Annotated in this window: 29 protein-coding genes; 18 read left to right on the forward strand and 11 right to left on the reverse strand. The window is 59.1% G+C overall.

Annotation, left to right across the window (positions count from 1 at the left end; genetic code table 11):
- The first annotated feature begins 1 nt into the window (after position 1).
- The 4 genes from fahA to HZ993_RS02945 all read left to right on the forward strand — a co-directional run bounded on the left by fahA (position 2) and on the right by HZ993_RS02945 (position 2,955).
- On the forward strand, positions 2–1,324 hold the full coding sequence (fahA, locus tag HZ993_RS02930) for a fumarylacetoacetase (RefSeq protein ID WP_209395782.1): 1,323 nt from the start codon (positions 2–4) through the stop codon (positions 1,322–1,324).
- A 14-nt stretch (positions 1,325–1,338) separates the two neighbouring features.
- A complete protein-coding gene (gene maiA / locus HZ993_RS02935) occupies positions 1,339–1,989 on the forward strand; it encodes a maleylacetoacetate isomerase (protein WP_209395783.1) in 651 nt (216 codons plus the stop codon).
- Between the two features lie 76 nt (positions 1,990–2,065).
- Positions 2,066–2,482 (forward strand): hypothetical protein, encoded by a 417-nt coding sequence (locus HZ993_RS02940; protein ID WP_209395784.1) that lies wholly within the window; start codon positions 2,066–2,068, stop codon positions 2,480–2,482.
- A 50-nt stretch (positions 2,483–2,532) separates the two neighbouring features.
- A complete protein-coding gene (locus HZ993_RS02945) occupies positions 2,533–2,955 on the forward strand; it encodes a DUF1801 domain-containing protein (protein ID WP_209395785.1) in 423 nt (140 codons plus the stop codon).
- A 66-nt stretch (positions 2,956–3,021) separates the two neighbouring features.
- Here HZ993_RS02945 and HZ993_RS02950 read toward each other — a convergent pair whose 3' ends face one another.
- A complete protein-coding gene (locus HZ993_RS02950) occupies positions 3,022–3,546 on the reverse strand; it encodes a class IV adenylate cyclase (protein ID WP_209395786.1) in 525 nt (174 codons plus the stop codon).
- Between the two features lie 157 nt (positions 3,547–3,703).
- On the opposite strand from HZ993_RS02950, the gene HZ993_RS02955 reads away from it, so the two are divergent.
- Positions 3,704–4,306, forward strand: a complete 603-nt coding sequence (locus HZ993_RS02955) for a hypothetical protein (RefSeq protein WP_209395787.1) — start codon at positions 3,704–3,706, stop codon at positions 4,304–4,306.
- A 24-nt stretch (positions 4,307–4,330) separates the two neighbouring features.
- On the opposite strand, the gene HZ993_RS02960 is transcribed toward HZ993_RS02955, so the two are convergent.
- The 3 genes from HZ993_RS02960 to HZ993_RS02970 form a co-directional block, all read right to left on the reverse strand.
- Positions 4,331–5,002, reverse strand: a complete 672-nt coding sequence (locus HZ993_RS02960) for an ATP-binding cassette domain-containing protein (RefSeq protein WP_209395788.1) — start codon at positions 5,000–5,002, stop codon at positions 4,331–4,333.
- An 18-nt stretch (positions 5,003–5,020) separates the two neighbouring features.
- Positions 5,021–5,770, reverse strand: a complete 750-nt coding sequence (locus HZ993_RS02965; RefSeq protein WP_209395789.1) for a ProQ/FINO family protein — start codon at positions 5,768–5,770, stop codon at positions 5,021–5,023.
- 72 nt (positions 5,771–5,842) lie between these two features.
- Positions 5,843–7,072, reverse strand: coding sequence for an MFS transporter (locus HZ993_RS02970; protein ID WP_209395790.1), 1,230 nt, complete (start codon positions 7,070–7,072; stop codon positions 5,843–5,845).
- A gap of 87 nt (positions 7,073–7,159) precedes the next feature.
- Between HZ993_RS02970 and HZ993_RS02975 the strand changes: the two genes are divergently transcribed.
- The 6 genes from HZ993_RS02975 to HZ993_RS03000 all read left to right on the forward strand — a co-directional run bounded on the left by HZ993_RS02975 (position 7,160) and on the right by HZ993_RS03000 (position 10,612).
- Positions 7,160–7,993 carry a helix-turn-helix domain-containing protein gene (locus HZ993_RS02975; RefSeq protein ID WP_209395791.1) on the forward strand — a complete coding sequence of 278 codons (834 nt, stop codon included), beginning with the start codon at positions 7,160–7,162 and terminating at the stop codon, positions 7,991–7,993.
- Between the two features lie 169 nt (positions 7,994–8,162).
- On the forward strand, positions 8,163–9,023 hold the full coding sequence (ygiD, locus tag HZ993_RS02980; protein ID WP_209395792.1) for a 4,5-DOPA dioxygenase extradiol: 861 nt from the start codon (positions 8,163–8,165) through the stop codon (positions 9,021–9,023).
- A gap of 44 nt (positions 9,024–9,067) precedes the next feature.
- Positions 9,068–9,370, forward strand: a complete 303-nt coding sequence (locus HZ993_RS02985) for a nucleotidyltransferase family protein (RefSeq protein WP_209395793.1) — start codon at positions 9,068–9,070, stop codon at positions 9,368–9,370.
- Positions 9,360–9,710 (forward strand): DUF86 domain-containing protein, encoded by a 351-nt coding sequence (locus tag HZ993_RS02990; RefSeq protein ID WP_209395794.1) that lies wholly within the window; start codon positions 9,360–9,362, stop codon positions 9,708–9,710. The genes HZ993_RS02985 and HZ993_RS02990 overlap by 11 nt, the downstream gene beginning before the upstream one ends.
- Before the next feature lie 31 nt (positions 9,711–9,741).
- The gene (locus HZ993_RS02995; RefSeq protein ID WP_209395795.1) at positions 9,742–10,200 is read left to right on the forward strand and encodes a GNAT family N-acetyltransferase; all 459 of its coding nucleotides are present in this window, start codon (positions 9,742–9,744) and stop codon (positions 10,198–10,200) included.
- Positions 10,201–10,312: 112 nt separating this feature from the next.
- Positions 10,313–10,612, forward strand: a complete 300-nt coding sequence (locus tag HZ993_RS03000) for a DUF1294 domain-containing protein (RefSeq protein ID WP_245213803.1) — start codon at positions 10,313–10,315, stop codon at positions 10,610–10,612.
- 99 nt (positions 10,613–10,711) lie between these two features.
- Here the strand turns inward: HZ993_RS03000 and clpB are convergent, their stop codons facing one another.
- The gene (clpB, locus tag HZ993_RS03005) at positions 10,712–13,312 is read right to left on the reverse strand and encodes an ATP-dependent chaperone ClpB (RefSeq protein ID WP_209395797.1); all 2,601 of its coding nucleotides are present in this window, start codon (positions 13,310–13,312) and stop codon (positions 10,712–10,714) included.
- A gap of 88 nt (positions 13,313–13,400) precedes the next feature.
- On the opposite strand from clpB, the gene HZ993_RS03010 reads away from it, so the two are divergent.
- Positions 13,401–14,003: a hypothetical protein gene (locus HZ993_RS03010; protein WP_209395798.1), complete on the forward strand. Its 603-nt coding sequence runs from the start codon at positions 13,401–13,403 to the stop codon at positions 14,001–14,003.
- 21 nt (positions 14,004–14,024) lie between these two features.
- Here the strand turns inward: HZ993_RS03010 and HZ993_RS03015 are convergent, their stop codons facing one another.
- Positions 14,025–14,528 (reverse strand): molybdenum cofactor biosynthesis protein MoaE, encoded by a 504-nt coding sequence (locus HZ993_RS03015; RefSeq protein WP_209395799.1) that lies wholly within the window; start codon positions 14,526–14,528, stop codon positions 14,025–14,027.
- Positions 14,529–14,801: 273 nt separating this feature from the next.
- Here HZ993_RS03015 and dapA point away from each other — a divergent pair, with 273 nt between their 5' ends.
- The 4 genes from dapA to HZ993_RS03035 all read left to right on the forward strand — a co-directional run bounded on the left by dapA (position 14,802) and on the right by HZ993_RS03035 (position 18,926).
- Positions 14,802–15,680 carry a 4-hydroxy-tetrahydrodipicolinate synthase gene (gene dapA, locus HZ993_RS03020; RefSeq protein WP_209395800.1) on the forward strand — a complete coding sequence of 293 codons (879 nt, stop codon included), beginning with the start codon at positions 14,802–14,804 and terminating at the stop codon, positions 15,678–15,680.
- 105 nt (positions 15,681–15,785) lie between these two features.
- Positions 15,786–16,721 carry a glycosyltransferase family 2 protein gene (locus HZ993_RS03025; protein ID WP_245213804.1) on the forward strand — a complete coding sequence of 312 codons (936 nt, stop codon included), beginning with the start codon at positions 15,786–15,788 and terminating at the stop codon, positions 16,719–16,721.
- Positions 16,714–17,106, forward strand: coding sequence for a GtrA family protein (locus HZ993_RS03030; RefSeq protein WP_209395801.1), 393 nt, complete (start codon positions 16,714–16,716; stop codon positions 17,104–17,106). The genes HZ993_RS03025 and HZ993_RS03030 overlap by 8 nt, the downstream gene beginning before the upstream one ends.
- Entirely contained in the window at positions 17,103–18,926 is a 1,824-nt protein-coding gene (locus HZ993_RS03035; RefSeq protein ID WP_209395802.1) for a hypothetical protein, read from the forward strand. The genes HZ993_RS03030 and HZ993_RS03035 overlap by 4 nt, the downstream gene beginning before the upstream one ends.
- A gap of 5 nt (positions 18,927–18,931) precedes the next feature.
- Here HZ993_RS03035 and moaD read toward each other — a convergent pair whose 3' ends face one another.
- From moaD to HZ993_RS03060, 5 genes are all read right to left on the reverse strand, one after another.
- A complete protein-coding gene (gene moaD, locus HZ993_RS03040) occupies positions 18,932–19,186 on the reverse strand; it encodes a molybdopterin converting factor subunit 1 (RefSeq protein WP_209395803.1) in 255 nt (84 codons plus the stop codon).
- Positions 19,183–20,445 carry a gephyrin-like molybdotransferase Glp gene (gene glp / locus HZ993_RS03045; RefSeq protein WP_209395804.1) on the reverse strand — a complete coding sequence of 421 codons (1,263 nt, stop codon included), beginning with the start codon at positions 20,443–20,445 and terminating at the stop codon, positions 19,183–19,185. Before glp ends, moaD begins: the two co-directional genes overlap by 4 nt.
- 77 nt (positions 20,446–20,522) lie before the next feature.
- On the reverse strand, positions 20,523–22,052 hold the full coding sequence (thrC, locus tag HZ993_RS03050) for a threonine synthase (RefSeq protein WP_209395805.1): 1,530 nt from the start codon (positions 22,050–22,052) through the stop codon (positions 20,523–20,525).
- Positions 22,052–23,374 carry a homoserine dehydrogenase gene (locus HZ993_RS03055; protein WP_209395806.1) on the reverse strand — a complete coding sequence of 441 codons (1,323 nt, stop codon included), beginning with the start codon at positions 23,372–23,374 and terminating at the stop codon, positions 22,052–22,054. Before HZ993_RS03055 ends, thrC begins: the two co-directional genes overlap by 1 nt.
- 40 nt (positions 23,375–23,414) lie before the next feature.
- The gene (locus HZ993_RS03060) at positions 23,415–24,698 is read right to left on the reverse strand and encodes a pyridoxal phosphate-dependent aminotransferase (RefSeq protein WP_209395807.1); all 1,284 of its coding nucleotides are present in this window, start codon (positions 24,696–24,698) and stop codon (positions 23,415–23,417) included.
- A 103-nt stretch (positions 24,699–24,801) separates the two neighbouring features.
- On the opposite strand from HZ993_RS03060, the gene HZ993_RS03065 reads away from it, so the two are divergent.
- The gene (locus tag HZ993_RS03065) at positions 24,802–25,167 is read left to right on the forward strand and encodes an Mth938-like domain-containing protein (protein ID WP_209395808.1); all 366 of its coding nucleotides are present in this window, start codon (positions 24,802–24,804) and stop codon (positions 25,165–25,167) included.
- 136 nt (positions 25,168–25,303) lie between these two features.
- Positions 25,304–25,780 (forward strand): peroxiredoxin, encoded by a 477-nt coding sequence (locus HZ993_RS03070; RefSeq protein ID WP_209395809.1) that lies wholly within the window; start codon positions 25,304–25,306, stop codon positions 25,778–25,780.
- Positions 25,781–25,913 lie beyond the last annotated feature (133 nt).

Below are 25,913 nucleotides of genomic sequence, written 5' to 3' on the forward strand. Positions count from 1 at the left end.
CATGATGACCACCAACGAAACCCACAACCCCGCGCTGCGCAGCTGGGTCGAATCTGCCAATGCCGAGGGCACGGATTTCCCTATCCAGAACCTGCCTTTTGGTGTGTTCCGCCGTTACGGCAGTGCCGAGAGTTTTCGCGTAGGCGTGGCCATTGGCGACCAGATTCTGGACATCACCGCCGCCCAGGCCAAAAGTGTGTTCACGGGTGATGCCGATACCGCCGCCCTGGCCTGCTGCGCACCCACGCTGAATGCCTACATGGCACTGGGCTCCCACGCTTGGTCGGCACTGCGCCTGGCCTTGTCGCGCGCGCTGCGCGAGGGTTATGCGCTGCAGTCCGCACTGAGCACCTGCCTGGTCGACCAGGCCGATGCCGAATATGCCGTTCCGGCGCAGATTGGTGACTACACCGACTTCTACACATCGGTCCACCACGCCACCAACATCGGCAAGCTGCTGCGGCCCGACAACCCGCTCCTGCCCAACTACAAGTGGATTCCCATTGGTTACCACGGCAGGTCTTCCAGCATCGGCATCTCAGGCCAGGAGCTGCGCCGCCCGGTCAGCCAGGTCATGCGCCCGGGCGCGACGGAGCCCGTGCTGGCCGCCAGCGCACGCATGGACTACGAGCTGGAGATGGGCATCTTCATCGGCCCGGGCAATGCGCTGGGCGAACCTGTATCCATGGCCCAGGCCGAGCAGCATGTATTTGGCCTGTGCCTGTTCAACGACTGGTCGGCCCGCGATGTGCAGGGTTGGGAATACCAGCCGCTGGGCCCCTTTCTGGCCAAGAACTTCGCCAGCACCGTGTCGCCCTGGATCGTGACCATGGAGGCGCTGGCACCGTACCGACAGGCGTGGACCCGTGCTGAAGGCGACCCGCAGCCCCTGCCCTACCTGGACTCGACCGAACTGCGCGAAAGCGGCGCGGTCGATATCGAACTGGAAGTCTTCATCCAGACCGCTGCCATGCGCGAAAAAGGCCTGGCCGAACACCGCCTGTCCCACAGCAATTTCCGCGACGCCTATTGGTCCGTCTCGCAAATGGTGGCGCACCACACGGTGAACGGCTGCAACCTGCAGCCTGGCGATTTGCTGGGCAGTGGCACACAGTCCGGCCCCGCGTTAGACGAGGCAGGTTCCATGATGGAGCTGTCCAAGGGCGGCAAAGAAGCAATCACCCTGCCCAATGGCGAGAAGCGCACGTTTCTGGAAGACGGCGACACCATCATCTTCCGCGGCGCTTGCCAGGCGGCCGGCGCCGCGCGCATCGGTTTTGGTGAGGTGCGTGGCACGTTGCTACCTGCCCGTGCTTTGGCTTGATGGAGGACAAACCCATGCTCCAGCTCTACAGCTACTTCCGCAGCTCGGCCTCGTACCGGGTGCGCATTGCGCTCAACCTCAAGGGCCTGCCCTTTGAGTACGTGCCCGTCCATTTGCTCAAAGACGGTGGCCAGCAGCACACTGCCGAATACCAGCGCATCAACCCCGCCGAACTAGTGCCCACGCTGGTGGATGACGGCCAGGCCATAGGCCAGTCCCTGGCCATCATGGAATACCTGGACGAGACCCGCCCAGAACTGCCCGCGCTGCTGCCGCGTGACGCACTGGGCCGTGCCCGCGTGCGGGCACTCGCGCAAGCAATAGCCTGCGAGATCCACCCGCTCAACAACCTGCGTGTGCTGCAGTACCTGGAAAAAGACCTCAAGCTAGACGAAACCACCAAGGCAACCTGGTACCGCCACTGGATCACCGTAGGCTTCACCGCCGTGGAGGCCTTGCTGGCCAACAACCCGCACACCGGCGCCTTCTGCCATGGCGACACACCCGGTCTGGCCGACTGCTGCCTGATACCGCAGATCGCCAATTCACGCCGCTTTGAGACGCCGCTGGATGCGTTTCCCACGATCCGCCGAATTGAAACAGCGTGTTTGGCGCTGGATGCTTTTGTCAAGGCTGCGCCGGCTTTGCAGCCAGACGCTGTGTAGCGGAACGCACCTTGATTGAGTTGATCTGGGGCATAGAATCGCCCCAAACAACTTGGGGCACCTTGCCTCACCTTCCATGCCACAGTACGAATGGCGGTGCCATGTATGCGAGTCGGCTAACGATGCTCCGACCGAGACCTGCAAACAATGCGGATTTCCTTTCAAAGCAAGTAGCAACGCAATACTGGCGGCGCGGGCAGCGAAAAATCCACAGGCACGGGCTGTTTACCCCCACACCCCAAACGCACTCGAACGTTTGGACATCGAGCTAGGGTCTCTTCCGCCTTGGCGACAGATCATCGCCGTCATCGGATTGTTGACTTCAATTGTTGGGGGTATCCTCATCAAATGGACGTTTTCGTGGACCGGAGCGCTTATCGGCCTAGCTGCCCTTTTGGGCGGTGTGATCGTCTATCTTGCGGCGGTGCATACCGGTAAGGACGCCAGCTCATTCCATGTGCGACCAGTTGACCAGAACAACGAATCGAGTTGACGCACTCAAAATTTCACTACCTCTACAACTTTTGGGGAGGAAGCTTGAACATGAAAACTCCAGACACTAGCCACACCCCATCCGCATCGGAGCTGATCACCGAGAAAATCGCCACCCTCGGCGGTTGGCACGGGGAAACACTGGCGCGCATGCGCAAGCTCATCCTTGAGGCAGCACCGGACGTGGTCGAGACCTGGAAGTGGATGGGTACTCCGGTGTGGGAACACAACGGCATTGTTTGCACCGGCGAGTCGTACAAGGACAAGATCAAACTGACCTTCATCAAAGGCGCAGCGCTGAAGGACCCGACCCAACTCTTCAACGCCAGCCTGGACGGCAATACGCGCCGTGCGCTCGATATCTTTGAGGGGGACGCGGTGGATGCCACCGCCTTCAAGGCGCTGATTCAAGAGGCCGTGGCGTTGAACGGTACCTCCAAGGCCAAACCTGTCAAAAAAACCAAGGTTGTTTAGTTGCTATCAATGTGATAGTGAATAATCAAGCCTGCACGGGGGCTACAGGCTGATTTTGCTTAAGTATTATTGGTTGGCTACCTTGTCCGTCAATAGATCGACATACGCACTCGCCACAAGCTGCGAGTGCTGCACACCCAAGCTCGCCATGACTGCGTACGCCTCTTGGTGGCCACTTTCAGCTGCTTCGCCGTCCGCCAGCATGACCTCCAATTCCAGGTAATCCCCCAGTCCGTCAACCCTGTCCAGATGGATGCGCGTGCGCCCCGCCGTGAACAGCGTGCGGTGTTTTTTGACGCGGCCGGACTGCCCGTAGGCCAACGACAGCGTGTCGCGCAGCGCGTCTGGCGCCAGGGTGGGAGCTGTTGTGAAGAAGCTCTCCTTCGGGTCTTTTTCATCTGCTCGTTGGTAGAAAATCAGCACGCCCGTGCCATCTGTGAAAGCACGCAACTTGAGCCGCCCTGCTTCGCATGTAAAAAAGGTGTCGTCTTGCAAAATTTCGACCGGATCGGAACCACTGAGTGACGCGGCTACCTGCTTCAACGGTTCTACGCTTTTTATGCGGGCTTTGATTTCAATATTGCTCGGCATGTGCTGATGGAATGTAATGGTGAGGTGACCCGAGATTGTCAATCAGCGCTCCAGCGTCTAGGGTTTTCACGCTGCGCGATACCGCTGCTGCGGGTTGATACTTGGCTGACATTTCTGTGCTATCTCTTTTCCCTATTCTCTGAAACCCGCAAACGCAATGAATGAAGATTTGCATACAACACTCAAAGTCATCGCGGCTTTAGCCACTGCTGCTGCGGCAAACGCGGGCATGACCCTGCTATCGGCACCTGGCCATACGGGCACGGCCTTGGCGGCGGCAGTAGGACTGACCTCTGTCGGATTCATGCTCGCCAAGTATTCAATGGAAATCGTGATGCTGCCGATTGGCGTTTTATCGTTCATGTTTCGCCTGGTAGTGGGCGGTAAAGCCAAACCCAGATCGAAGAACGGCGGTGACCGGATCGATTCGTTTGGCCGTGCTTTGTTCGTCGCCGCTTACAGCTTTATTTCCGCCATCTTCGGCCTGTATGTGGGTGCGCTAGATGGCGGTATGGGCTGGTTTATGAGCGCTGCCATGTTTGGCGCGATCGGCATTGTGTTGGCCCTCTTGGTGCCTATGGATTTGTTATGGGCCGCCGAAGGTGGCGACGCAGGTACAGCGGGACAAACCGAAGTCGAGAAGGCAGATCTGGAGCAAGCGCGGCGCGATGGCGTACCAGTCGTGTTGTTTGCCGATAAGGTTGCCAAAGTCGCCGCTAAAGTCGTGATGCGAGGCACTGGAACGGGCAACAAGCCCTAACGCCAGAGGGTGCCCACTACGGCTTCACGGATGTGGGCTTGACGACACCCCGATTAAATCAATGGTCTGCGCCAACACCACGCCACGTGGTGCCACATAGTCCGCCACCACCCAGGTCCGGCTGGGGTGCGTAGAAGACTCTTGAAGCACAGTCAGCACCCGTTCAATCGACGTTTTGTCCAGCGCGGCAAAGGGTTCGTCCAGCAGCGTAACCGCAGCTCCGCTGGCAAAGGCTGCGGCCAGGTAGACCTTGCGTTTGGTCCCGGTGGACAACATGTACAGCGACTTGGGCAGGTGTGGCGCCAGTGCAAATTCTTCTGTCAGTTCCGAGAGCAGTGCTCCGTCAAACGCCGGGTACTGCTTGCGCACACCATCCCAATAGGCTTGGGGAGTCAACGCGTCGAAGGCTTGGGTACGTGGGTCTACCCAAAACACCTGGCTGCGGTAGGCCTGGGCCTGGTCGGCCAAGGACAGGCCGTTGATCTGCAAGCTGCCGCTTTGGGCGGACAGCTCACCGGCCAGCAGGCGCAGCAAGGTGGTTTTGCCCGTGCTCTCGTCGCCGCCCAGCCAGGTAACACCCGGTGGCAGCGAGAACGAAAAATCCTTGAACAGCGCCGCCTGCTTGGCATAAGCAAAGCCAAGCCCTTGGGCCCGCAGTACGGTGCCGGCAGGCTGGCTGCTTGCAGCTTGGTCCATGCCCCGGTGCTGCGCCGCTCAGGCTTGGGGTGGTGTCGGAGGCGTAGGCTGCGTCACAGTGGCACGCGCCAGCATGCGGCTCACGGCGCGCGGGTCCATGCCGTACATGTCGGCAAAGACGTCCAGCGATTTGCCGCTGGCCTTGAAAGCCTGCAGCAGCGCTTCGGTCTTGGCGGCGCGGGCTTCGGCCTCCACCATGGCTTCGTCCAGCGCGGCGTTGGCCGCCTCGTCGCGGCTGCGCACCAGTTCTGCATAGGCTTGGGGTGTGAGGCCAGAGGCTTCACACGCCACCACAATGCGCTGGATCAGCTTGGGGCGCAGGTCTTCTTTGCTGCGGGTCTGGCGGCGGCGGAATACTTCCAGCAGCGCGTGGTGCACATGCTCGGGTGCCATGGCTTCCACGGGTTTGCCTTGCAGGTCGTGGCGGTCTTCGCCAGACGCTACGGCGGTCAGGTAACGGGTGGAGCGGGTGTGCAGGGAGAGCGCGGCCTTGAGGCTGTCGCGCTCGAACACATCGGGGTGCGCCTCTTGCAGGTCCTGGAAGATGCCGCGCTTCAGCGGCAAAAACACCGCGCCAAAGAGCTTGGGGTACAGCGCTGCCATTTTTTCCAGCACCGGAAACACATCGGGCTTGGGCGCGCGTTTGGAGGCGGCCGGCGCAGCGCCTTCAGGGGCATCGACCGTATCGGTAACAGGGGCATCCGCAGAAGTAACGGGTGCTACGGGTTCAACCGCTTCGGGGGTAGTAGGAGGCAAGGTGTCGGTCATGGAAAATTCGGGAAAGCTGGCGAAAAAGCCCTCCATCATGCCAGCGATTGGGTTTTGCCCCTAGAACGGCTGTTACCGCGGCACCGTGCGCAGCCCCACACCCAGGGCCGCGCCCACGCTCAGCAGCAGTAGCAGCGCGGCTCCCAGCAGTGTTGCGCTATACCAGCCACGGTCCAGGAACACACCGAAAATCACGGGAGAAATGGCAAAACCGGTGTCCAGACCCGAATACACCAGCCCATACACCCGCCCGGTTGCACCGTGGGGTGTGGCCTTTTTGATCATCATGTCGCGCGAAGGGCCACCTATGCCCACCGCAAACCCGGTGATGGCCAGCACCACCATGGTCGCCGTGGCGCCCAGCCAACCCGTGCCGCAGAAGGCCAACAGCACCGCACCCGCCGCCATGGCCCATGCCACCACGCGGTCGCTGTTGGCAGTCTTGGCCGCAACAAAACCGCCTATGAACATGCCCACGGCGCCACACAACATGTAGGCAGTCAGCGTATAGGTGGCTGCCTCAAGGCTGACGCCATGCATGGCCTTGAGGATAGAGATCGAAAAGTTCTGAACCACGGCCAGTGTCATCGTGGACAACAAAAAGAAACCAAAACACCACCACACCACGGGCAGTTTCATGAATGCCATGCCGTGTTCGGTCTCGCCCTTTGCCATGGACTGCACATCACGGCGCACAACCTGGGTGCTGAGCTTGTCCCGCTGGAACCACAGCAGCGCAAAAATAGCGGCATAAAGGACCGAGGCAGCCACATAGGCTGAGCGCCAGCCCAACGCGGCCCCAAAGCCGGCAAAAAACAACGGCGCGGCGGCCCAGCCCAAGTTGCCGGTCAGACCGTGGGCGCTGTAGGCATAACCCAGGCGCGGCGCCGAAACGCGCTGGTTGAGGATGGTGAAATCCACCGGGTGGAATGATGCATTACCCAAACCAGCCAATGCAGCCACCAGCATCAGACCAGCATAGCCAGTAACCATGGATGCAGCCAGGCAGGCAGCCATAAAAATACCCAGCGATACAAACATCAAAGGTCGTGCGCCCAGCCGATCCACCACAAAGCCCGCAGAAGCCTGACCCACGCCAGAGACGACAAAAAAGGTCGTCATCAGCAACCCCAGCTCTGAAAAGCTGAAGCCGAATTCCTTCATGAACACGGGGAACATCAGCGGCAACAACAGGTGGCCAAAGTGCGAACTGGCGTGCGCCAAGCCCACCAGGCCGATGATGGTGGCGTCTTGTTGCATGGGCACCGCGGGAGCGGCGGTGGGGAAGGTGGTGGTGTTCATGGCGCCAATGGTAGGACGCAGTGCCGCATGCTTGAATACGACAATAAGACAATAATCATCGAAATTCCGCCAAATGCAAGCGAGACCATGCCCGCACCCAAACCCCGATCCACACTAACCACCGTTGGCTTCGACGACTCCGCCAATCGTGCGCCCTCCCCCCAGCGCCCGGTGCGCAGCCGGGCCCGCGCGCTGGCCATGGACGCCCACATCGAGCCCCACCACCACGCCTGGTCGCAGTTCACCTATTGCGCCAGCGGCCTGATGCAAGTCACGGTGACACAGGGCGGCGTGCAGACCACCTACATCGTGCCGCCCACCCGCGCGGTGTGGATTCCACCCCTGGTGCAGCACCGCGTGATCGTGCTGGAGGACGCCGAACTGCGCACCGTGGACCTGGACCCGTCGGTCACACCGCCGGGCTGGAACGACTGCCGCGTGTTGATGGTCAGCAAGCTGCTGCGTGAACTGGTGCATGCACTGGAAGACTCGGTGCCGGGTAAGCGCGACGACGCCATCATGGCCCTGGCGGTGGACGAAATGACCCACGCCACCACCCAGGCCCTGGGCGTACCCATGCCCCATGCGGAGCACGGCGACAAACGCCTGCGCGCCCTGTGCGAAGCCGTGCTTCGCGACCCGGCCGAGCGCTCCCAGTTGCGCGACTGGGTGGCCGATGTTGGCGCCAGCGAACGCACGGTGGCCCGACTGTTCCGCGACGAACTGGGCACCAATTTCCAGCAATGGCGCCAGCAGGCCATACTGGCCCACGCCCTGCCCCTGCTGGCACGGGGCATGCCCATCAGCCAGGTGGCGGCGGCCAGTGGTTATGCCAGCGACAGCGCCTTCAGTGCCATGTTCAAACAGGCGATGGGTAAGGCACCCAGCCATTTCCAGACCAAAACACTATCAAAACAATAGCGTATTGTGTATAGTGGACGGGGGCTAGAGGCCAATTTTTCATATAGGCATCCGTCCAGCAAAGGCCGACCGATGGAACTAAGGGCAGATTGAAAGTCTCCACATAGGCATGTACCGCAGAACCACATTAACCGCCCTGGCCGCCCTAGCCCATTTACCAGGAGTTCCCATGACTTCACTTGCCGACGCAGCAGCCCTTCCCTTGCTGCAATCACTCAAACCTTCTCCCCGCATGCCCACGCTCTTCGTCGGCCACGGCAGCCCTATGAACGCCATCGAAGACAACGCCTGGCGCCGTAGCTGGCAGAGCCTGGGCGCCGAACTGTTGGCGCGCGAGGCGCAGCCCCAGCTCATCCTGTGCATATCGGCCCACTGGCTGACCCGCGGCGGCTGGCAGATCACCGGCATGGCCAAGCCCAAAACCATCCACGACTTTGGCGGTTTTCCGCCCGCACTGTTTGAGCAGCAATACCCCGCACCGGGCGCACCCGCAGTCGCCAGTGCACTGGCCCGAGACTTGAAGTCCCCCACCGATGGCCGCCAGCTGGGTGTGGATGCTGATGTATGGGGGCTGGACCACGGCAGTTGGTCCATCCTCAAACCCATGTTCCCCCAGGCCAACATCCCCGTGCTTCAGCTCAGCATGGACTACGCCCGCCCCCCGGCCGAACACTATGCGCTGGGTCAGCAATTACATGCGCTGCGCGACCGTGGTGTGCTGATTGTGGGCAGCGGCAACATCGTGCACAACCTGCGCGCCATGCGACCCGGTACCGGCCCCAATGACGCCTATGAATGGGCTGCCGAATTCGACACCCTGGTCCACGAACAGATCAAGACCGGCCACCTGGACACGCTGCAAAACTTCCAGGCCCTGGGCGCGGTGGCCAAACAAGCCCACCCGACCTACGAGCACTACCTACCCCTGCTCTACGCCGCCGGTGCCGCCCGCAGCGCGGATGCGCCGCGCTTTTTCAACACGGGATACCAGGGTGCGGCTATCTCGATGCAGTCCATCGTCTGGGGCTGAGTCGGCCAAGGCACAATACCAACACGCCAACCCAAAGCGACAGCATGCATCCCATTTTTAATCTTGACGAACGCACCGTTCAAAAATTCTGCGAGTCCCACCGTATTCGCAGTCTGGCCTTGTTCGGCTCGCAGGCCAAGGGGACCGCGGGCCTGGATAGTGATGTAGATTTGCTGGTGGATTTCGAACCAGAAAGTGTGCCCGGCCTGCTGGGCATGGCGGCGATGGAAGACGAGCTCTCCGGTCTTTTGGGTGGACGCAAGGTGGACCTCCGTACTGCCCGTGACCTGTCACGGCATTTTCGGGACGAAGTTGTGCGCACGGCCCAAGTGCAATATGCACGCTGAAGACCGTATTCGCCTGCTGCACATGGTGGAGGCATCACAAGCTGCTTTGCGGTTCGCCGCAGGTCGCCAACGCAGTGACTTGCAGACGGATCAAATGCTGCTATTTGCCGTCATTCGCGCCATTGAAGTCCTGGGAGAAGCGGCCAACAAGGTTTCTGAAGCAGTTCGAGCCGCAAACCCCAACATTCCTTGGAAGGCAATTGTTGGCATGCGAAACCGCCTGATCCACGCCTACTTTGATGTAAACACCGATATGGTGTGGGAAACGCTGCAAGTAGAGATTCCAACGGTACTGGCCGATATCCAGAAACTACTCGACCAATCGCAGCGCGAAATATAGCGGGCGTGCGGCTTTTTTTATCTGACGCTCTATGCACATCCGAACCGACGATCTCACCGGCCCCGAAGTCCACCGCCTGATGCAGGAACACCTGGACCACATGCACCAGTTATCTCCGCCGGAGAGCGTGCATGCGCTGGGCCTGGACGCGCTGCGCCGCCCTGAGATCACGTTCTGGACGATCTGGTCCAAGGATGCCGAGCTGATGGGCAGCGGCGCCCTGAAAGAACTGAGCGCCGACCATGGCGAGATCAAATCCATGCGCACCGCGGCAGCACACCGTAACAAGGGTGCTGCCAAGGCCATGATGGTCCACATACTGGCCGAGGCCCGCAAACGCTCCTACGGCCGACTGAGTCTGGAAACCGGCTCTGTGCCCGGCTTCGAGCCCGCCATCAAATTGTATGAAGGCTTCGGCTTCCAGCGCTGCGGACCGTTTGCCGATTACCCGGAAGACCCCTACAGCGTCTTCATGACACTGTCACTGTAGGCAACCGGTCGGTCTATGCGATTCGAAGTCACCACCACAACCTGAAATGATGACCGGGGCTGCCCTTTTTGCGATACCGACGTTTCTTCTGTTGTATCTGGCGGTCAGCGTGATGTGGAAACCACCCCTGCTGATCGCCGGAATCTATACCGCGGCCAGTGCCATCACATTCATGGCTTACGCCCTGGACAAGTCTGCCGCACGCCAAGGCAACTGGCGCACACCGGAGAGCACGCTGCACATGCTTGCGTTGGCGTGTGGATGGCCCGGCGCGCTGCTGGCGCAACAGTTTCTGCGGCACAAATCCGCGAAAGCCGAATTTCGCGCCACCTTCTGGGCCACGGTGGTACTGAACGTCGCTGGCTTTCTGTGGGTCTGTTCACCCGCAGGCCGCGCCACCCTGAATCTATAAAAAAAGCCAGCCAGGATTTGCTGCCAAATCCATAGCTGGCTGCGCATATTTCACGGGGGCTAGCGGCCAAAAAGACCGCTAAACCACCCGTATCAGGCGTCAGGAAAAACTGAACTGCCCGGGCGCTTGGATCGTATCCACACCGACGTTGATCGTGTCCTTGGGCGCGAACTTGCCTTCCAGCAACAGCTTGGACAAAGGGTTCTCAATACGCTGCTGGATGGCGCGCTTCAAGGGCCGCGCACCAAACACCGGATCAAACCCCACCTTGGCCAACTCGGCCACCGCCGCGTCGGACACCACCAGGCCCAGGTCCATCTTGGCCAGGCGGGCCATCAGCACCTGCAACTGGATCTTGGCGATGTTGGCGATATGGGTGGCGTCCAAAGAATGGAACACAACCGTCTCGTCAATGCGGTTCAGAAACTCGGGGCGGAAGTGGTTCTTCAGCTCCGCAGTCACCGCATCTTTCACATCGTCGTAATCCTGCCCCACCATGGACTGGATCATTTGTGAGCCAATATTGCTGGTCATCACAATGATGGTGTTCTTGAAGTCCACGGTGCGGCCCTGACCATCGGTCAGGCGGCCATCGTCCAGCACCTGCAGCAGCACGTTGAACACATCGGGATGCGCCTTTTCAATCTCGTCCAGCAGCAGCACGGCATAGGGTTTGCGGCGCACGGCTTCGGTCAGGTAACCACCCTCCTCGTAACCCACATAACCGGGGGGCGCGCCAATCAGGCGGGCCACGGAATGTTTCTCCATGAATTCACTCATGTCGACGCGGACCAGGTGTTCTTCACTGTCAAACATGAAGCCTGCCAGCGCTTTGCAAAGCTCGGTTTTACCCACGCCCGTGGGCCCCAGGAACAGGAAGGAACCTGTAGGGCGGTTAGGGTCCGAGAGGCCGGAGCGTGACCGACGGATGGCGTTCGCAACCGCGGCAATGGCTTCGTCCTGGCCTACCACGCGGTCGTGCAACTTGCCTTCCATTTGCAACAACTTGTCGCGTTCACCCTGTAGCATCTTCGCCACCGGAATGCCTGTGGCGCGGCTCACCACCTCGGCAATTTCATCAGCGCCGACCATGGTGCGCAGCAGTTGCGCACGGCCACCGTCTTTGGCATTTTTGGTTTTGCCGGCCTCCTGGGCCTGAGCGTCTTTCAAACGCTTTTCCAGCTCGGGCAGCTTGCCGTATTGCAGTTCACCCGCGCGGTTGAAGTCACCCTTGTCGGTCAGCTCCTTGATCTGCTGGCGGACCTTCTCCACCTCTTGCATGATGGTTTTCGATCCCTGAGCCTGGGCCTTCTCAGACTTCCACAACTCGTCCAGGTCAGCAATCTCTTTTTGCAGCGCGGTGATCTCTTCGTTGATCAGTTCCAGGCGTTTTTGCGAGGCCTCGTCCTTCTCGCGTTTCACTGCTTCACGTTCAATCTGCAGCTGGATCAGGCGGCGGTCTTTCTTGTCCATGACCTCGGGCTTGGAATCCAGCTCGATCTTGATCTTGCTGGCAGCCTCGTCGATCAGGTCAATCGCCTTGTCGGGCAAAAAACGGTCGGTGATGTAGCGGTTGGACAACTCGGCCGCGGCCACGATCGCCGGGTCGGTGATCTGCACGCCGTGGTGCACTTCATAACGCTCTTTGAGGCCACGCAGGATGGCAATCGTCGCCTCCACAGTAGGCTCACCCACCAGAATCTTCTGGAAGCGGCGCTCCAGTGCGGCGTCTTTCTCTATGTATTTGCGGTATTCGTCCAGCGTAGTGGCACCCACGCAGTGCAACTCGCCGCGGGCCAGCGCGGGCTTGAGCATATTGCCGGCGTCCATCGCGCCTTCGGCTTTGCCGGCACCCACCATGGTGTGCAGTTCGTCAATGAACACAATGGTCTGGCCTTCGTCCTTGGCCAGGTCTTTGAGCACATTTTTCAGGCGCTCTTCAAACTCGCCACGGAACTTGGCTCCGGCCAACAGCGCGGCCATGTCCAGGCTCAACACGCGTTTGCCCTTCAGCGATTCGGGCACCTCGCCGGCCACGATGCGCTGTGCCAGGCCTTCCACAATGGCCGTCTTGCCAACACCCGGTTCGCCAATCAGCACGGGGTTGTTCTTGGTGCGGCGTTGCAGCACCTGGATGGCGCGGCGGATCTCGTCGTCTCGGCCAATCACCGGGTCCAACTTGCCCATGCGGGCGCGTTCGGTCAGGTCAATGCAGTACTTCTTGAGGGATTCACGCTGCTCTTCGGCATCGGCGTTATCCACACTCTGGCCGCCACGTACGGTGTCGATGGCGCTCTCCAGGCTCTTGCGGGTCATGCCACTGGCGCGGGCGATGTTGCCGATCTCGGCCTTGCTGTCGGAAAGCGCCAGCAGGAACATGTCGTTGGATACAAACTGATCTTTGCGCTTGATGGATTCCTTCTCGGACGCCTGCAGCAGCGCGCCCATGTCGCGGTCTACCGAGATCTGGTCCTGCCCCTGCACCTGGGGCTGCTTTTTCACATAGGCTTCGGCACCCGCCAACAACTGCGGCACGTTGACGCCTGCGCGCTGCAGCAAGGCCTTGGGGCCATCGTCCTGGCGCAGCATGGCCACCAAGAGGTGGGCGGGCGTGATGTAGGCATGGTCATTGGACAGCGCCAGTGTTTGCGCTTCGCCCAAGGCTTCCTGGAATTTGGTGGTGAGTTTGTCCATTCGCATATAAAAATCTCCGGTTAGCCATGAGCTTGGGCTTGTAGCACCTATTTCAAGTGCAAGCGCTGCCCAGCGACTTGACTAGAATCAAACTATGGACATTCGCCAGATATCGATCCGCTACCGTCAGGACCACGATCGAATCCTGGTGGACATCAACACGGGCTCGGGCACTGAGGTACAGGTCTGGCTGACGCGGCGCATGAGCCTGCGGCTGTGGCCCCTGCTGAACCGGGTGGTCATTGACCATTTTGCGATTCCCCAAGACGCCAAGACCGATGGATTTGTGGACCTAGCGGCCATGGACGTGCAAACCAAGGCATTGTTGGCCGACTTCAACCGTGAAGAGGCCATGCAAAAAGCGGATTTCAGCACGCCCTACCAAACCAGTGTCACCCAGCGCCCCATGGGGCCCAACCCGCTGGTGGTGACCGAAGTCAGCCTGACCCCCTACGGCAACGGCAAGTTGCAACTCAACTTTACCGAAGTACTGGACGAGCCGCCTTCCAGCCGTGGGTTCCAGATAGACCTCTCAAGTGAGCTGGTGTTTGCGGTGATCAAACTGCTGGGCAATGCGCTGGAACAGGCGCAGTGGGAGGTTGGCCAACACAGCGCCGTACCGCTTGCGGCAGAGCCGGATGTAGCGGATGAAATCGACCTGAGCCCGGATGCGACCCGCCCCACCTACCTGAACTGAGGGGCCGCCTCGCCCCCCGCTTCAGGCGTTTGTGGCCTGAATACCCCAGCGCGCCAGCGCCTCATCATCACTGACCCGCGCATCCACCCACTGCGCGCCGCTGGCCGTCTGCTCCTTCTTCCAGAACGGTGCCTGGGTCTTCAGGTAGTCCATCAAAAATTCACAGGCCTTGAAGCTTTCGCCCCGGTGTGCAGACGCCACAGCCACCAGCACGATCTGATCAGTGGGCTGCAACAAGCCGATGCGGTGGATGATCCGTGCGGCAAAGATGTCAAAGCGCCTATGCGCCTCGTCGATCATGTCTTCGATGGCCTTTTCGGTCATGCCGGGGTAGTGTTCCAGCTCCATAGTCTGTACATGACCCGCAGGATCCCCATTAGCGATATTCCTGTCCCGCACGGTGCCTAGGAAAGAACATACGGCTCCAACCCGCGCGTCGTTGGCGTGCAATGCTTTCACCACTTCGCCCAGATCAAAGTCTTCGGTCTGGATGGAAACGCGGGGGGCTTTTTGCAGGGTGCTCATGGCGCAATTGTGGCACTTGTGCGCTGCTACACTCCACCTATGCCCGCACTCCAACTCTGCATCCCCAACATGGCCCTACAGCGCCATGTGCCGTGCAGTGTGGCGCGCGCCAGCAAAGCCAAAAAACCCAAGCTCATCTGACCGGAGCTTTGTGGTTCCGTTCTCAGATGAGCAACGGAACCACCAAAACAAACACCCCCCTGCTTTTTTTGGTTCTCGCGCACATCCGATAAGAACGGTTTTCCATCGGTCGTTTTCGAAAAGGACACATGCATGCCTAGCTCCCGCGATTTCTCTGGCCTCTGGATCCCATTGATCACACCGTTTGCTGGTGAATCGGTAGACCACCCTGCCCTGACCCGGCTGGTCAAACACTATGCCGCGGCCGGTGTCCACGGCTTTGTGGCCTGTGGCTCCACCGGCGAAGCTGCCGCGCTGGACAAACAAGAACAATTGGCCGTGCTGGATACCGTATTGGCTGCTGCGGGGCCATTGCCGGTGGTCATGGGGCTTTCGGGCTACCACCTGGTGCAGACCGTGGCCTGGGTCAAGGAATTGGCGCAACGCCCCATCGCCGGACTGCTGGTGCCTGCGCCCCACTACATTCGGCCTTCGCAGGCGGGCTTGGTGCAGTGGTTCACGGCGCTGGCGGATGCATCCGACAAACCGCTGGTCGTCTATGACATCCCCTACCGCACCGGCGCCACCCTCGCGTTGGACACATTGCTGACACTCGCGGCCCACCCCCATATCCAGGCCATCAAGGATTGTGGCGGTGATGCAGGCAAGACCCAGGCCCTGATTACCGACGGGCGCCTGCAGGTGCTGGCCGGCGAAGACGCGCAAGTTTTCAGCACGCTGGCCCTGGGTGGTGCGGGGTCCATCACTGCCAGTGCCCATTTGTGTACGAGCCGGTTTGTTGCCGTAATGCACAGTCTGCGTCGGGGAGATCTACCACACGCCCGAGCACTGTGGCAGCCTCTGGTGCCGTTGATAAACGCAGTGTTTGCGGAGCCCAATCCGGCGGTGATCAAGGCCATGCTGGCACAGCAGGGGTTGGTGCAGGATGGCTTGAGGCTGCCGATGACTGGGGCAAGTCTCGAAGCCCGGCAACGCGTGCATACGATGGTGGACAAACTGGCATTGGATTGAAACCGGGAGTTGCAGAACAGGCTACCACCGATCGATTGGCACAAAAAGCTCAGCTTTACAATGTGCGCGCAAGGGGATGTGCCCCTCAATCAGAGGGGTTTTACCGTGGATATTTCTTTGGTGGTACCAGCCTACAACGAATCTGAAAACATCAGCCAATTTCTTAATGCAGTGAAGGTTGTTCTCCAGCCTACTGGGCTGTCGTACGAGATCATCATGGTCAACGATGGCAGCCGTGACGACACATTGGCCATTTTGGTAGAAGCTGTTTCCGAAAACGCCCACCTCAGAGTCATTGATTTGACGCGAAACTTTGGCAAGGAAGCCGCACTCACTGCCGGCCTGGACGCAGCCACTGGAAACGCAGTGATTCCCATGGATGCAGACCTACAGCACCCGCCAGAATTAATTCCGCAGCTGATACATCACTGGCGGGAAGGTTATGACGTAGTTCTATGCCGTAGGGCATCCCGCAATACCGATCACTGGTTACAACGTTGGTTTTCGAATTTCTTTTACAAGGTACACAATGCAGTTTCCGATCACGCTATCCCTCCCGATGTAGGTGACTTTCGGTTGTTGGATAAGAAGGTCGTGGCTGCATTGCGTCTATTGCCCGAGCGCCGCCGATTCATGAAGGGCATATTTTCGTGGGTCGGGTTCCGCAGCACCGTGGTGGAGTTCGAAGCAAACGAACGCTATGCTGGCAAATCCAGCTTTAGTGGTTGGAAACTGTGGAACTTTGCGCTGGAAGGAATCACTAGTTTCTCCACCCTTCCTCTGCGTATTTGGACTTACGTAGGCGGCCTGGTCTCCATATTTGCCATTGGCTACGCAATCAAGGTGGTTATCAGCACCCTCGTTTCCGGAACAGATCTACCGGGCTACCCATCGCTGTTTTGCGCCATATTGTTTTTGGGAGGCGTACAGCTGATAGGAATTGGTGTGCTGGGTGAATACATTGGCCGTATCTACAGCGAAGTCAAACAACGCCCCATCTACTTGGTGCGCAGCAGATTTGGATTCTTCGCCGATGAGTGAATCCTTGTTGTCTAAAACCCTCTTTCGACGCATCGCCGGTTTCTCAACCATTGGCGTCCTGAATACATTCATCCATTTAGGTGTCGTAACTGCACTGGTAGAACTGCTCTCTGTGCATCCAGTGCTCGCAAACTGCCTGGCCTTTGTAGTGGCCAATGTCTTTTCATTTTACGCAAATAGCAGATGGAACTACGGCACGCCAATGGATGGAAGCCGGTACAAGCGCTTTTTATTGGTTTCACTAATGGGGCTGGCCATCACCGCGGGTTTGAGTGCAATGGCCGAAACTTTGGGTTGGCATTACCTGATGGGCACTGCCATGGTTTTCGTAGCATTGCCTGCCCTAACTTTTGCCGCGCATCACTACTGGACCTGGGCTGAATGAGTCACAGCACACACAGTCGGTTTTTACAAATCACCAAACACAACATCGCCCAAAACGAAAACTGTTTTGTCTTCGTTTTGCTCTGTCTGCTGACCTTTGTGCTGCACAACAGTGCGCTCAACGGATATTGGCGCTTTGACGACGGAATGCACCTGAAGTTTGTAGCGACCTATGCGCCTTGGCAGTATTACTTGCAGCCATCGATCACAGTGCTGCAATCGTATGCCAATGTCACGCCCTACAACGCCCTCTTCTACGACATCAATCTGGCACTGTTCGGCATGCTGCCGCGCTGGCATTACGCACACCTGTTAGTCGTTTTGGCGGCTACGGCTTTTTCCACCTATCGGCTAGTCCGTCTATGGCGAGACCGCCAAGCGGCGCTCCTGGCCGCCACCTTGTTTCTGCTGGGTCTGCCAACATTGCATATTGCGCATCAATTGATGACAGGGCATTACGCAACCGGCTTGCTGTTTGCAGTGCTAAGCATGCACTACTTCACCATCGGTGTGCGACAAAATCACTATGGCATGACGCTTTTGGGAGCCGTGCTTTATCTGTTTGCGACGACCTGTAAGGAGGTCTTCGTGCCGCTCGTCATGGTATTGCCTTTCATCCCGGCAGGATCTCTGGCGACCCGTGTCAAAGCCGCCCTGCCATATGTCGCCATCGCGATCTTCTACACCTTTTGGCGCTATGCAGTACTGGGACGGCTGATGGGTGGCTACATCACCAATCCCGTGAATCCGGTTGAACAGTACAAGCAACTGCTCAGCATTCCCCTGCTCTTAATCGGCTGGACAAATGGGCAAACCATCAATGCATTCCTACGAGGCTTTGGCGGCCTCTATATGGTGGGATTATTTTTCGCGCTTGCGGCCGGTGTCAGAGCCATCGTCCGCAAGAAAATTGCTTGGCCACTCGTTTGCGCCTCACTGTTTCTTGTGATAGCGCCTCTGATACCGCTCGCTGGAGACCCGGGACTGCTAGCTGCGGATCGCTACCTTCTTCTGCCTTGGTGGGGCGGTAGTGTGCTACTTGCGGCGCTTGTATACCAGCCTTTCAAAGCCAAGTTTGAGCGTTTGCTCAAGCACCTTCTAGCAGCGGTCCTGGCTGCCCTCGCGCTCTATGCTCAACACACTGAACACGCGCGCATTGCGCCACAACTGGCCTTGGAAGACGCTCTTTATCAAACTGTCATGCATGCAGACGACAACACTGCGCTATTGCCACCGCCCAATCGCGACAACTACCGCAAGCTGCTATCTGGTGCTCAGCAAGCCCAAGCAATTATGATGAAAAACCAAACGGCACCCACGAACTTCGTGGTCGATAAAGCGTCGCTGTGCGAATTCACGCAGAAAGGCGCCAAGATTGTGGAATACGACACCACCTGCAACTGCATGCGCGATATCACGCGTCAACTGGATACATCGCTGGCAAAGCTCATGAGTGAGGAGAGACATGCAATAGCGGGTGTGCCTCTAAGAGTGAGCCTAGCCTTTCAAAACAACACGCTGCGATGGGACCTAGGACCAGCAACTGATGGGACCTTCTGGGTGCTGTTGGGAAGCTCTCCAACAAAAGTTCCGGCTAAAGGCAGTATTCCTTACGGCAACACGGAAGCTCTGCGGTTGAGAGTGCGCCACGACGCTACCGATGGCAGCATGGCAATCACACCCAGTCTAATGTTTAATATGCCTACCGCAACAGAGTTCAACTGGACGGGAACAAGTGTGGTTGAAGCGCCCTACTGCCCGATGGTTGCTGAACGGCCAGGGCCAGATCAAGCCGCCCGTGAGAACCCCATCGGAGGGTAGCTACCTCATCCGCCAGTGACAGGCGGAAAAAAGGCCACTTCAGCGCCTTCTACCAAGGCAGCGGTCTCCGGAGCCAAAGTCTGGTTGATCGCCACACGCACGGCCTTGCCCCTCGCCAGCGACTCAGCGTAAACACCACCGCGCGCAATCAACTCGTCGCGCAAACCGGAGACGGTGGACGCCAGGGTTTCCATCACTTCGCCACCTGTGCCAAGGGCTTCCCGGATGGAGGCGAAGTATTTGACATTCACTTGGGTCATACCAGTAACTCCGCAAAAGAAACGAACTGAACCGTGTCACCCGGTGCGATGGTGTTGCCCGGCCTGTTGTCCACCAGACCATCACCCCAGACGGCCGATGTCAGCACACCCGAGCCCTGGTTGGTGAACAGGTCCAGGCCAGCGTTGGCATTGTGCCGCACGCGCAGGAACTCACGGCGTTTATCGGCCTTGGCCCACGTGAAATCTGCACGAGCCGCTACCGTTTTCATAGCAACATTCGGCATGCCTTGCAATCGCAGCAAAAAGGGCCGCACCAGCACCAGAAAGGTCACGTAGCTGGAAACCGGGTTGCCCGGCAGTCCCAGGAAATGGGCATCACCGATACGGCCATAGGCAAAGGGTTTTCCGGGTTTGATGGCGATTTGCCAAAGGTCCAGCGTGCCCAATGCCTGCACGGCGGGTTTGATGTGGTCTTCTTCACCCACCGACACACCACCGCTGGTCAGGATCACATCATGGGATTGGGCTGCAGAACGCAAGGCCTCTGTCGTTGCATCCCGCTGGTCGGGGACGATTCCCAGATCGGTGACAACACAACCCATGCGGCGCAGCAGCGCGGCCAGAAAAAAGCGATTGGAGTTGTAGATGGCGCCGGGCGGCATGTCCTCTGGCGCCACGGTGCCGGGCATCACCAGCTCATCGCCGGTAGAAAACAGCGCCACACGTGGGCGGCGGGCAACCGCCAGCGTGGCCAAACCAATGCTGGCAGCCATGCCCAGTTCGGCCGGGCCCAGGCGCACGCCGGCTGACAGCACCGTGTCGCCACGGGCCACGTCTTCACCCGCGCGCCGTATGTTTTGGCCCACCGAGGGCAAAGTATTGATATGGATGAAGGACGTATCGGATGCGGCACCACCGGCTGGCGGCAAGACCGTGCAGTCTTCCTGCATGACTACCGCGTCTGCACCAGCTGGCACCGGAGCACCAGTGAAGATGCGGGCCACCGTGCCAGCCTGCAAGGCCTGGCCTGTGGTGCCTGCTGCAATGCGTTGCGAAACGGGCAGCGCAGTGGCGCCTGGCTGCAACACATCGGCACAACGCAGCGCATACCCGTCCATGGCGCTGTTGTCCTGCGGCGGCACATGCAGGGCAGACACCACGTCCTGCGCCAGCACACGGCCATCGGCATCACCCACGGGCACTTGCTCAGTGCCCAACTGCGGGTTGGCACTGGCCAGCAGGCGCTCCAAGGCATCATCCAGGGATAACAGCGGGGCACGCGGGGCTTGGGTGGTCATGCTGGCACTTCCTCTCATTTGCTACACAAATTATAGCGCTTCACGCAGCAAGAACGGGGGCTACAGCCCCATTTCACTTAAGCCGCCTGGCATTCCCGTGCAATCAGCGTCTGAATGGCCGCCACATCGGCGTCCATCACCAGCACCCGTTTGGGCAGGTCTTCAATACCCTCAAACTTGGCCGGACGATCCGGCTCTCGGCCAAGGGCTTCGACAATGGTTTCGGCAAACTTGATGGGCAGCGCGGTTTCCAACACGATCATGGGCCCGCCCCGCAGTTCCAGCTTGTTGCGGTGTTCATGCGCCACCTTCAGGCCGTCGGCCGTGTGGGTGTCGATGACCATGGCGTGCTGGTTCCAGGTAGCACGAATGGTGTCCAGGCGGTCGGCGTGCGTGCTCTTGCCGCTGACAAAACCATAGCGGCTAGCAGCGTCGGCAAAGGCAGGGTCGCTACTCAGGTCGAACTTTCCGGTCTTGGACAGCCCTTCGCCAAACAGCGCCTTCACGCGCGCGCCATCGCGGCCCAGCAGGTCAAACACAAAACGCTCAAAGTTGGACGCCTTGGAAATATCCATCGACGGGCTGGAGGTCTCATGCGTATCCGCACTGCTGCGCACGCGGTAGACGCCGGTGCGGAAGAACTCGTCCAGCACATCGTTTTCATTCGTGGCCACCACCAGCTTCTCGATGGGCAGACCCATCATGCGGGCCACATGGCCGGCGCAGACATTGCCGAAATTGCCCGACGGGACGGTGAAGCTGACCTTCTGAACGACCTCTTTGCGCGGTGCCAGCGAATCGCGTGGGCCCGGGGGTTTGGGCACGGATTCTTCGGTGGCCTGCAGATACCCCGCAAAGTAGTACACCACCTGGGCCAGCAAACGCGCCCAGTTGATGGAGTTGACGGTGCCAATGCGGTACTTGCGCTTGAACTCCAGATCGTTGGACACGGCCTTGACCATGTCCTGGCAATCATCAAACACGCCCTTGACGGCGATGTTGTAGATGTTGGCGTCCATCAGGCTGAACATCTGCGCCTGCTGGAAGGCGCTCATACGACCGTGCGGGCTGGTCATGAAGACGCGCACGCCCTTTTTGCCGCGCATCGCGTATTCGGCGGCGCTGCCGGTGTCGCCGCTGGTAGCGCCCAGGATGTTGAGCTCTTCGCCACGGCGACCCAGTTCGTATTCGAACAGGTTGCCCAACAATTGCATGGCCATGTCCTTGAAGGCCAGCGTGGGGCCGTTGGACAAAGCTTCGAGGTACAGACCGGGTTCACCCGCTTTGGCGTTGGGCGCTTCCAGCGTCTTCAGCGGCACTATTTCGGAGGTGCCAAACACGTCTTCGGTGTAGGTCTTCTTGCAAATGGCCTTGAGGTCATCGGCAGGAATGTCGTCGATGAACAGCGACAAAATTTCAAACGCCAGATCGGCATAACCACCGGGTGCGCCCTGGCGGTAGGTGCGGCGCAGGCGCTGCAAGGCAGTGGCATTGATCTGCGGATAAGACTCCGGCAAATACAGTCCGCCATCGGGCGCCAGGCCTTCCAGCAGGATTTCGCAGAAGCGCTTGCGATCGGGGTGGCCGCGGGTCGACAGGTACAACATCAGGCCAACTCCTCCTTGCGGATGCGCACGATGGGTGCCAGCACGGTGCTCAAACTCTGCATCTGGGCCAGGGCAGCGTTCATGTTTGCTTCCACACAATCGTGGGTCAAGATGATCAGGTCGGTCTGGGTGCTACCCTCGCCACCCACTTCGTCCGCTTCGCGTTGCAACACGGCATCGATGCTGATATTGGCTTCGGCCAGGATGCCGGTCACCTTGGCGAGCACGCCGGCCTGGTCGGCCACGCGCAGGCGCAGGTAGTAGCTGGTCACCACGTCGCCCATGGGCAGGACCGGGGTGTCGCTCATGCTGTGGGGCTGGAAGGCCAGGTGGGGCACGCGTTGCGCCGCATCAGCGGTATGCAGGCGGGTGATGTCGACCAGATCGGCGATCACCGCACTGGCGGTGGGTTCGGAGCCCGCGCCCTTGCCGTAGTACAGCGTGTTGCCGACGGCGTCGCCATTCACAACCACGGCGTTCATCGCGCCTTCCACATTGGCGATCAGGCGCTTGCTGGGGATCAGGCTGGGGTGCACGCGCAGTTCAACACCCTTGGCCGTGCGCTTGGTGATGCCCAAGAGCTTGATGCGGTAGCCCAGTTGTTCGGCGTACTTGATGTCAGCTGCGCCCAGCTTGGTGATGCCCTCCACATATGCCTTGTCAAACTGCACGGGGATACCAAAGGCAATCGCCGACATCAGCGTGACCTTGTGTGCGGCGTCCACACCTTCAATATCGAAGGTGGGGTCAGCTTCGGCATAACCCAGGCGCTGCGCTTCTTTGAGCACCACGGAGAAATCCAGGCCCTTGTCGCGCATCTCGGACAGGATGAAGTTGGTGGTGCCGTTGATGATGCCGGCGATCCACTGGATGCGGTTGGCTGTCAGGCCCTCGCGCAGCGCCTTGATGATAGGAATGCCACCGGCCACAGCCGCTTCAAACGCCACCATGACACCCTTGGCCGATGCCGCCGCAAAAATCTCGGTGCCGTGCACGGCCAGCAAGGCCTTGTTGGCGGTGACCACGTGTTTACCGGCCGCAATGGCTTCGAGCACCAGCTGTTTGGCAATGCCGTAGCCGCCAATCAGTTCGATAACGATGTCGATATCGGGGTTGGCGATGACAGCGCGAGCGTCGCTGACGACTTTCACATCGGGACCGACGACCGACTGGGCACGGGCCACGTCCAGATCGGCCACCATCGTGATTTCAATGCCACGGCCGGCGCGGCGCTGGATTTCTTCCTGGTTGCGCTTGAGCACATTGAATGTGCCCGCGCCGACGACGCCAATGCCCAGCAGGCCAACTTGAATCGGTTTCATAAAATCTCTAAGAGTAAAACAGGGCGCTAGCCCCCGTGAATCATGCGCGAGTCGCTACCAACTTGATAGCAGAAGGCGTTGCCTGCGCTTGTGCAGGCTGTGTGCCGTGGCTCTTGCGGTAGCTTTCCAGGAACTTGGCGATGCGGTTGATTGCCTCGCGCAAATCGTCTTCGTGGGGCAGAAACACAATACGGAAGTGGTCCGGTTGCTGCCAGTTGAAGCCTGTTCCTTGGACCAGCATGACACGGGTCTCGCGCAGCAGCTCCAGGAAGAATTGCCGGTCGTCCGTGATGGGGTACACCGCCGGATCCAGCTTGGGAAACATGTACAGGGCGGCCTGGGGCTTGACACAGCTCACGCCGGGTATGGCGGTGATCAGCTCATAGGCCAGGTCGCGCTGGCGGCGCAGGCGGCCGCCTTCACACACCAGGTCATTGATGCTCTGGTAGCCGCCCAGCGCGGTCTGGATAGCCCATTGGCCGGGCACGTTGGAGCACAGCTTCATGTTCGAGAGCATGTTCAGGCCCTCGATGTAGTCGGTGGCGTGTTTCTTGTCGCCTGAGACCACCAGCCAGCCAGCACGGTAACCGCAGGAACGGTAGCTTTTGCTCAGGGAGTTGAAGGTCAGTGTCAGGATGTCGGTGGACAAGCTGCCGATGGCTGTGTGTTTGACGCCGTCGTAGAGGACCTTGTCGTACACCTCGTCGGCCAGGATGACCAAACCGTGTTCGCGGGCAATCTCGACAATGCTCTTGAGCAGCGCATCGGAATACAACACACCGGTCGGATTATTGGGGTTGATGACCACGATGCCCTTGGTCTTGGGCGTGATCTTGGCGCGGATGTCGTCTAGATTAGGCATCCATCCATTGGCTTCGTCGCACAGGTAGTGCACCGGTGTGCCACCGGACAGGCTGGTAGCCGCAGTCCATAGCGGGTAGTCGGGCATGGGCAGCAACAATTCGTCGCCGTTGTCCAGCAGCGCGTTGGTGGCCATGGTGATCAACTCGCTGGCACCATTGCCAAGATAGATGTCGTCCAGCGTGACACCGGCGATGCCCTGCTTCTGGGTTTCGTGCATCACCGCCTTGCGTGCGGCGAAGATGCCCTTGCTGTCGGAGTAACCCGCCGAGTTGGGCAGGTTACGGATCATGTCCTGCTGGATTTCTTCCGGGGCATCAAAACCAAAAACGGCGAGGTTGCCGAGGTTGAGCTTGATGATCTTCTGGCCCTCGTCCTCCATTTGGCGGGCCGCATCCATGATGGGTCCGCGAATGTCGTAGAGCACATTAGCCAACTTGGCCGATTTTTGAATGGTACGCAAAAGTCCCTCCAGAAGTCTTTAGCACAGGGCGAAACCTATAATTTGACCACAGTTCCGCACGAAATTAGTGCGGTGCAGCATTCAAATTCACCCAGGTACCCCCATGAAATTTCTCCCAGACCCCACGGAATCGTCATCAGTGACGGCTTATGGGCCAGGCTGGGTGACCGTGAATGGCGAGAAATACACCAGCAGCGTGGTGGTCAGCACCTTGGCGGCGCCCTATTTTTGGGAGTGTGCGCAGTTTGACGCTTTGCAAGACAGCCATTTTGCGCGCTTGGCCCAGATGGACGCTGAACTTGTGATCTTTGGCAGCGGAGAGCGCATCCGTTTCCCCAAACCGGCACTCTTGCAAGCCTTGTACGCCAAACGTATCGGTGTGGAGACCATGGACACCCAAGCCGCTTGCCGCACCTACAACTTCTTGGCCGGTGAAGGCCGCAAGGTCGTAGCCGCCCTTTTGTTGTAAGCAGGTTTACCCTGAGGGCCTATGGGGTGCTTTTCAGAGTAAAATCGTGGGTTGCAGTCGAGGGAAAACAAACGCTGTCACGTTTGAGCCCTCTACTTTGACTGACACATACAGCACGCGAGACTAAAAGTACCATATGGCGATCGTTGTCAACAAGCCCCTACCTGAATTTGAAGCCAACGCAACCGGCGGCGTCAAGGTTAGCAATACTAGCCACGTCGGAAAGACCATGGTGTTGTATTTCTACCCGAAAGACAATACACCCGGCTGCACCACCGAAGCCATGCAGTTTCGTGACAAGTACAAAGATTTTGTGAAAGCCGGCGCCGCCGTATTCGGCGTGTCCCGCGACAACATGAAATCCCACGACGAGTTCAAAACCAAGCTGGAACTCCCGTTTGAACTGATTGCCGATACCGAAGAAAAAATGTGCCACATGTTTGGTGTGGTCAAGAACAAGATCATGTACGGCAAGAAGGTCAAGGGTATAGAGCGCAGCACCTTCCTGATTGGCGCCGACGGCCTGTTGAAAGAAGAATGGCGCGGCCTGAAGGTCCCCGGCCACGTGGACGACGTGCTCAAAGCCGTCAAGGCACTGAAAAAAGCAGTCTGAGCTGTTCGCGTGGTTTTTGACACACGCCTGTCTGGCGGTGTCACCCGGGTCATGCATAATGATTCCATGCCGTTGATCACCGCAAACGCGCCACAACAAAAAGCCGCCTTGGCTCAGGGCGGCTTTTTTGCTT

Source organism: Rhodoferax sp. AJA081-3 (assembly GCF_017798165.1).
Classification (GTDB): Bacteria; Pseudomonadota; Gammaproteobacteria; order Burkholderiales; family Burkholderiaceae_C; genus Allorhodoferax.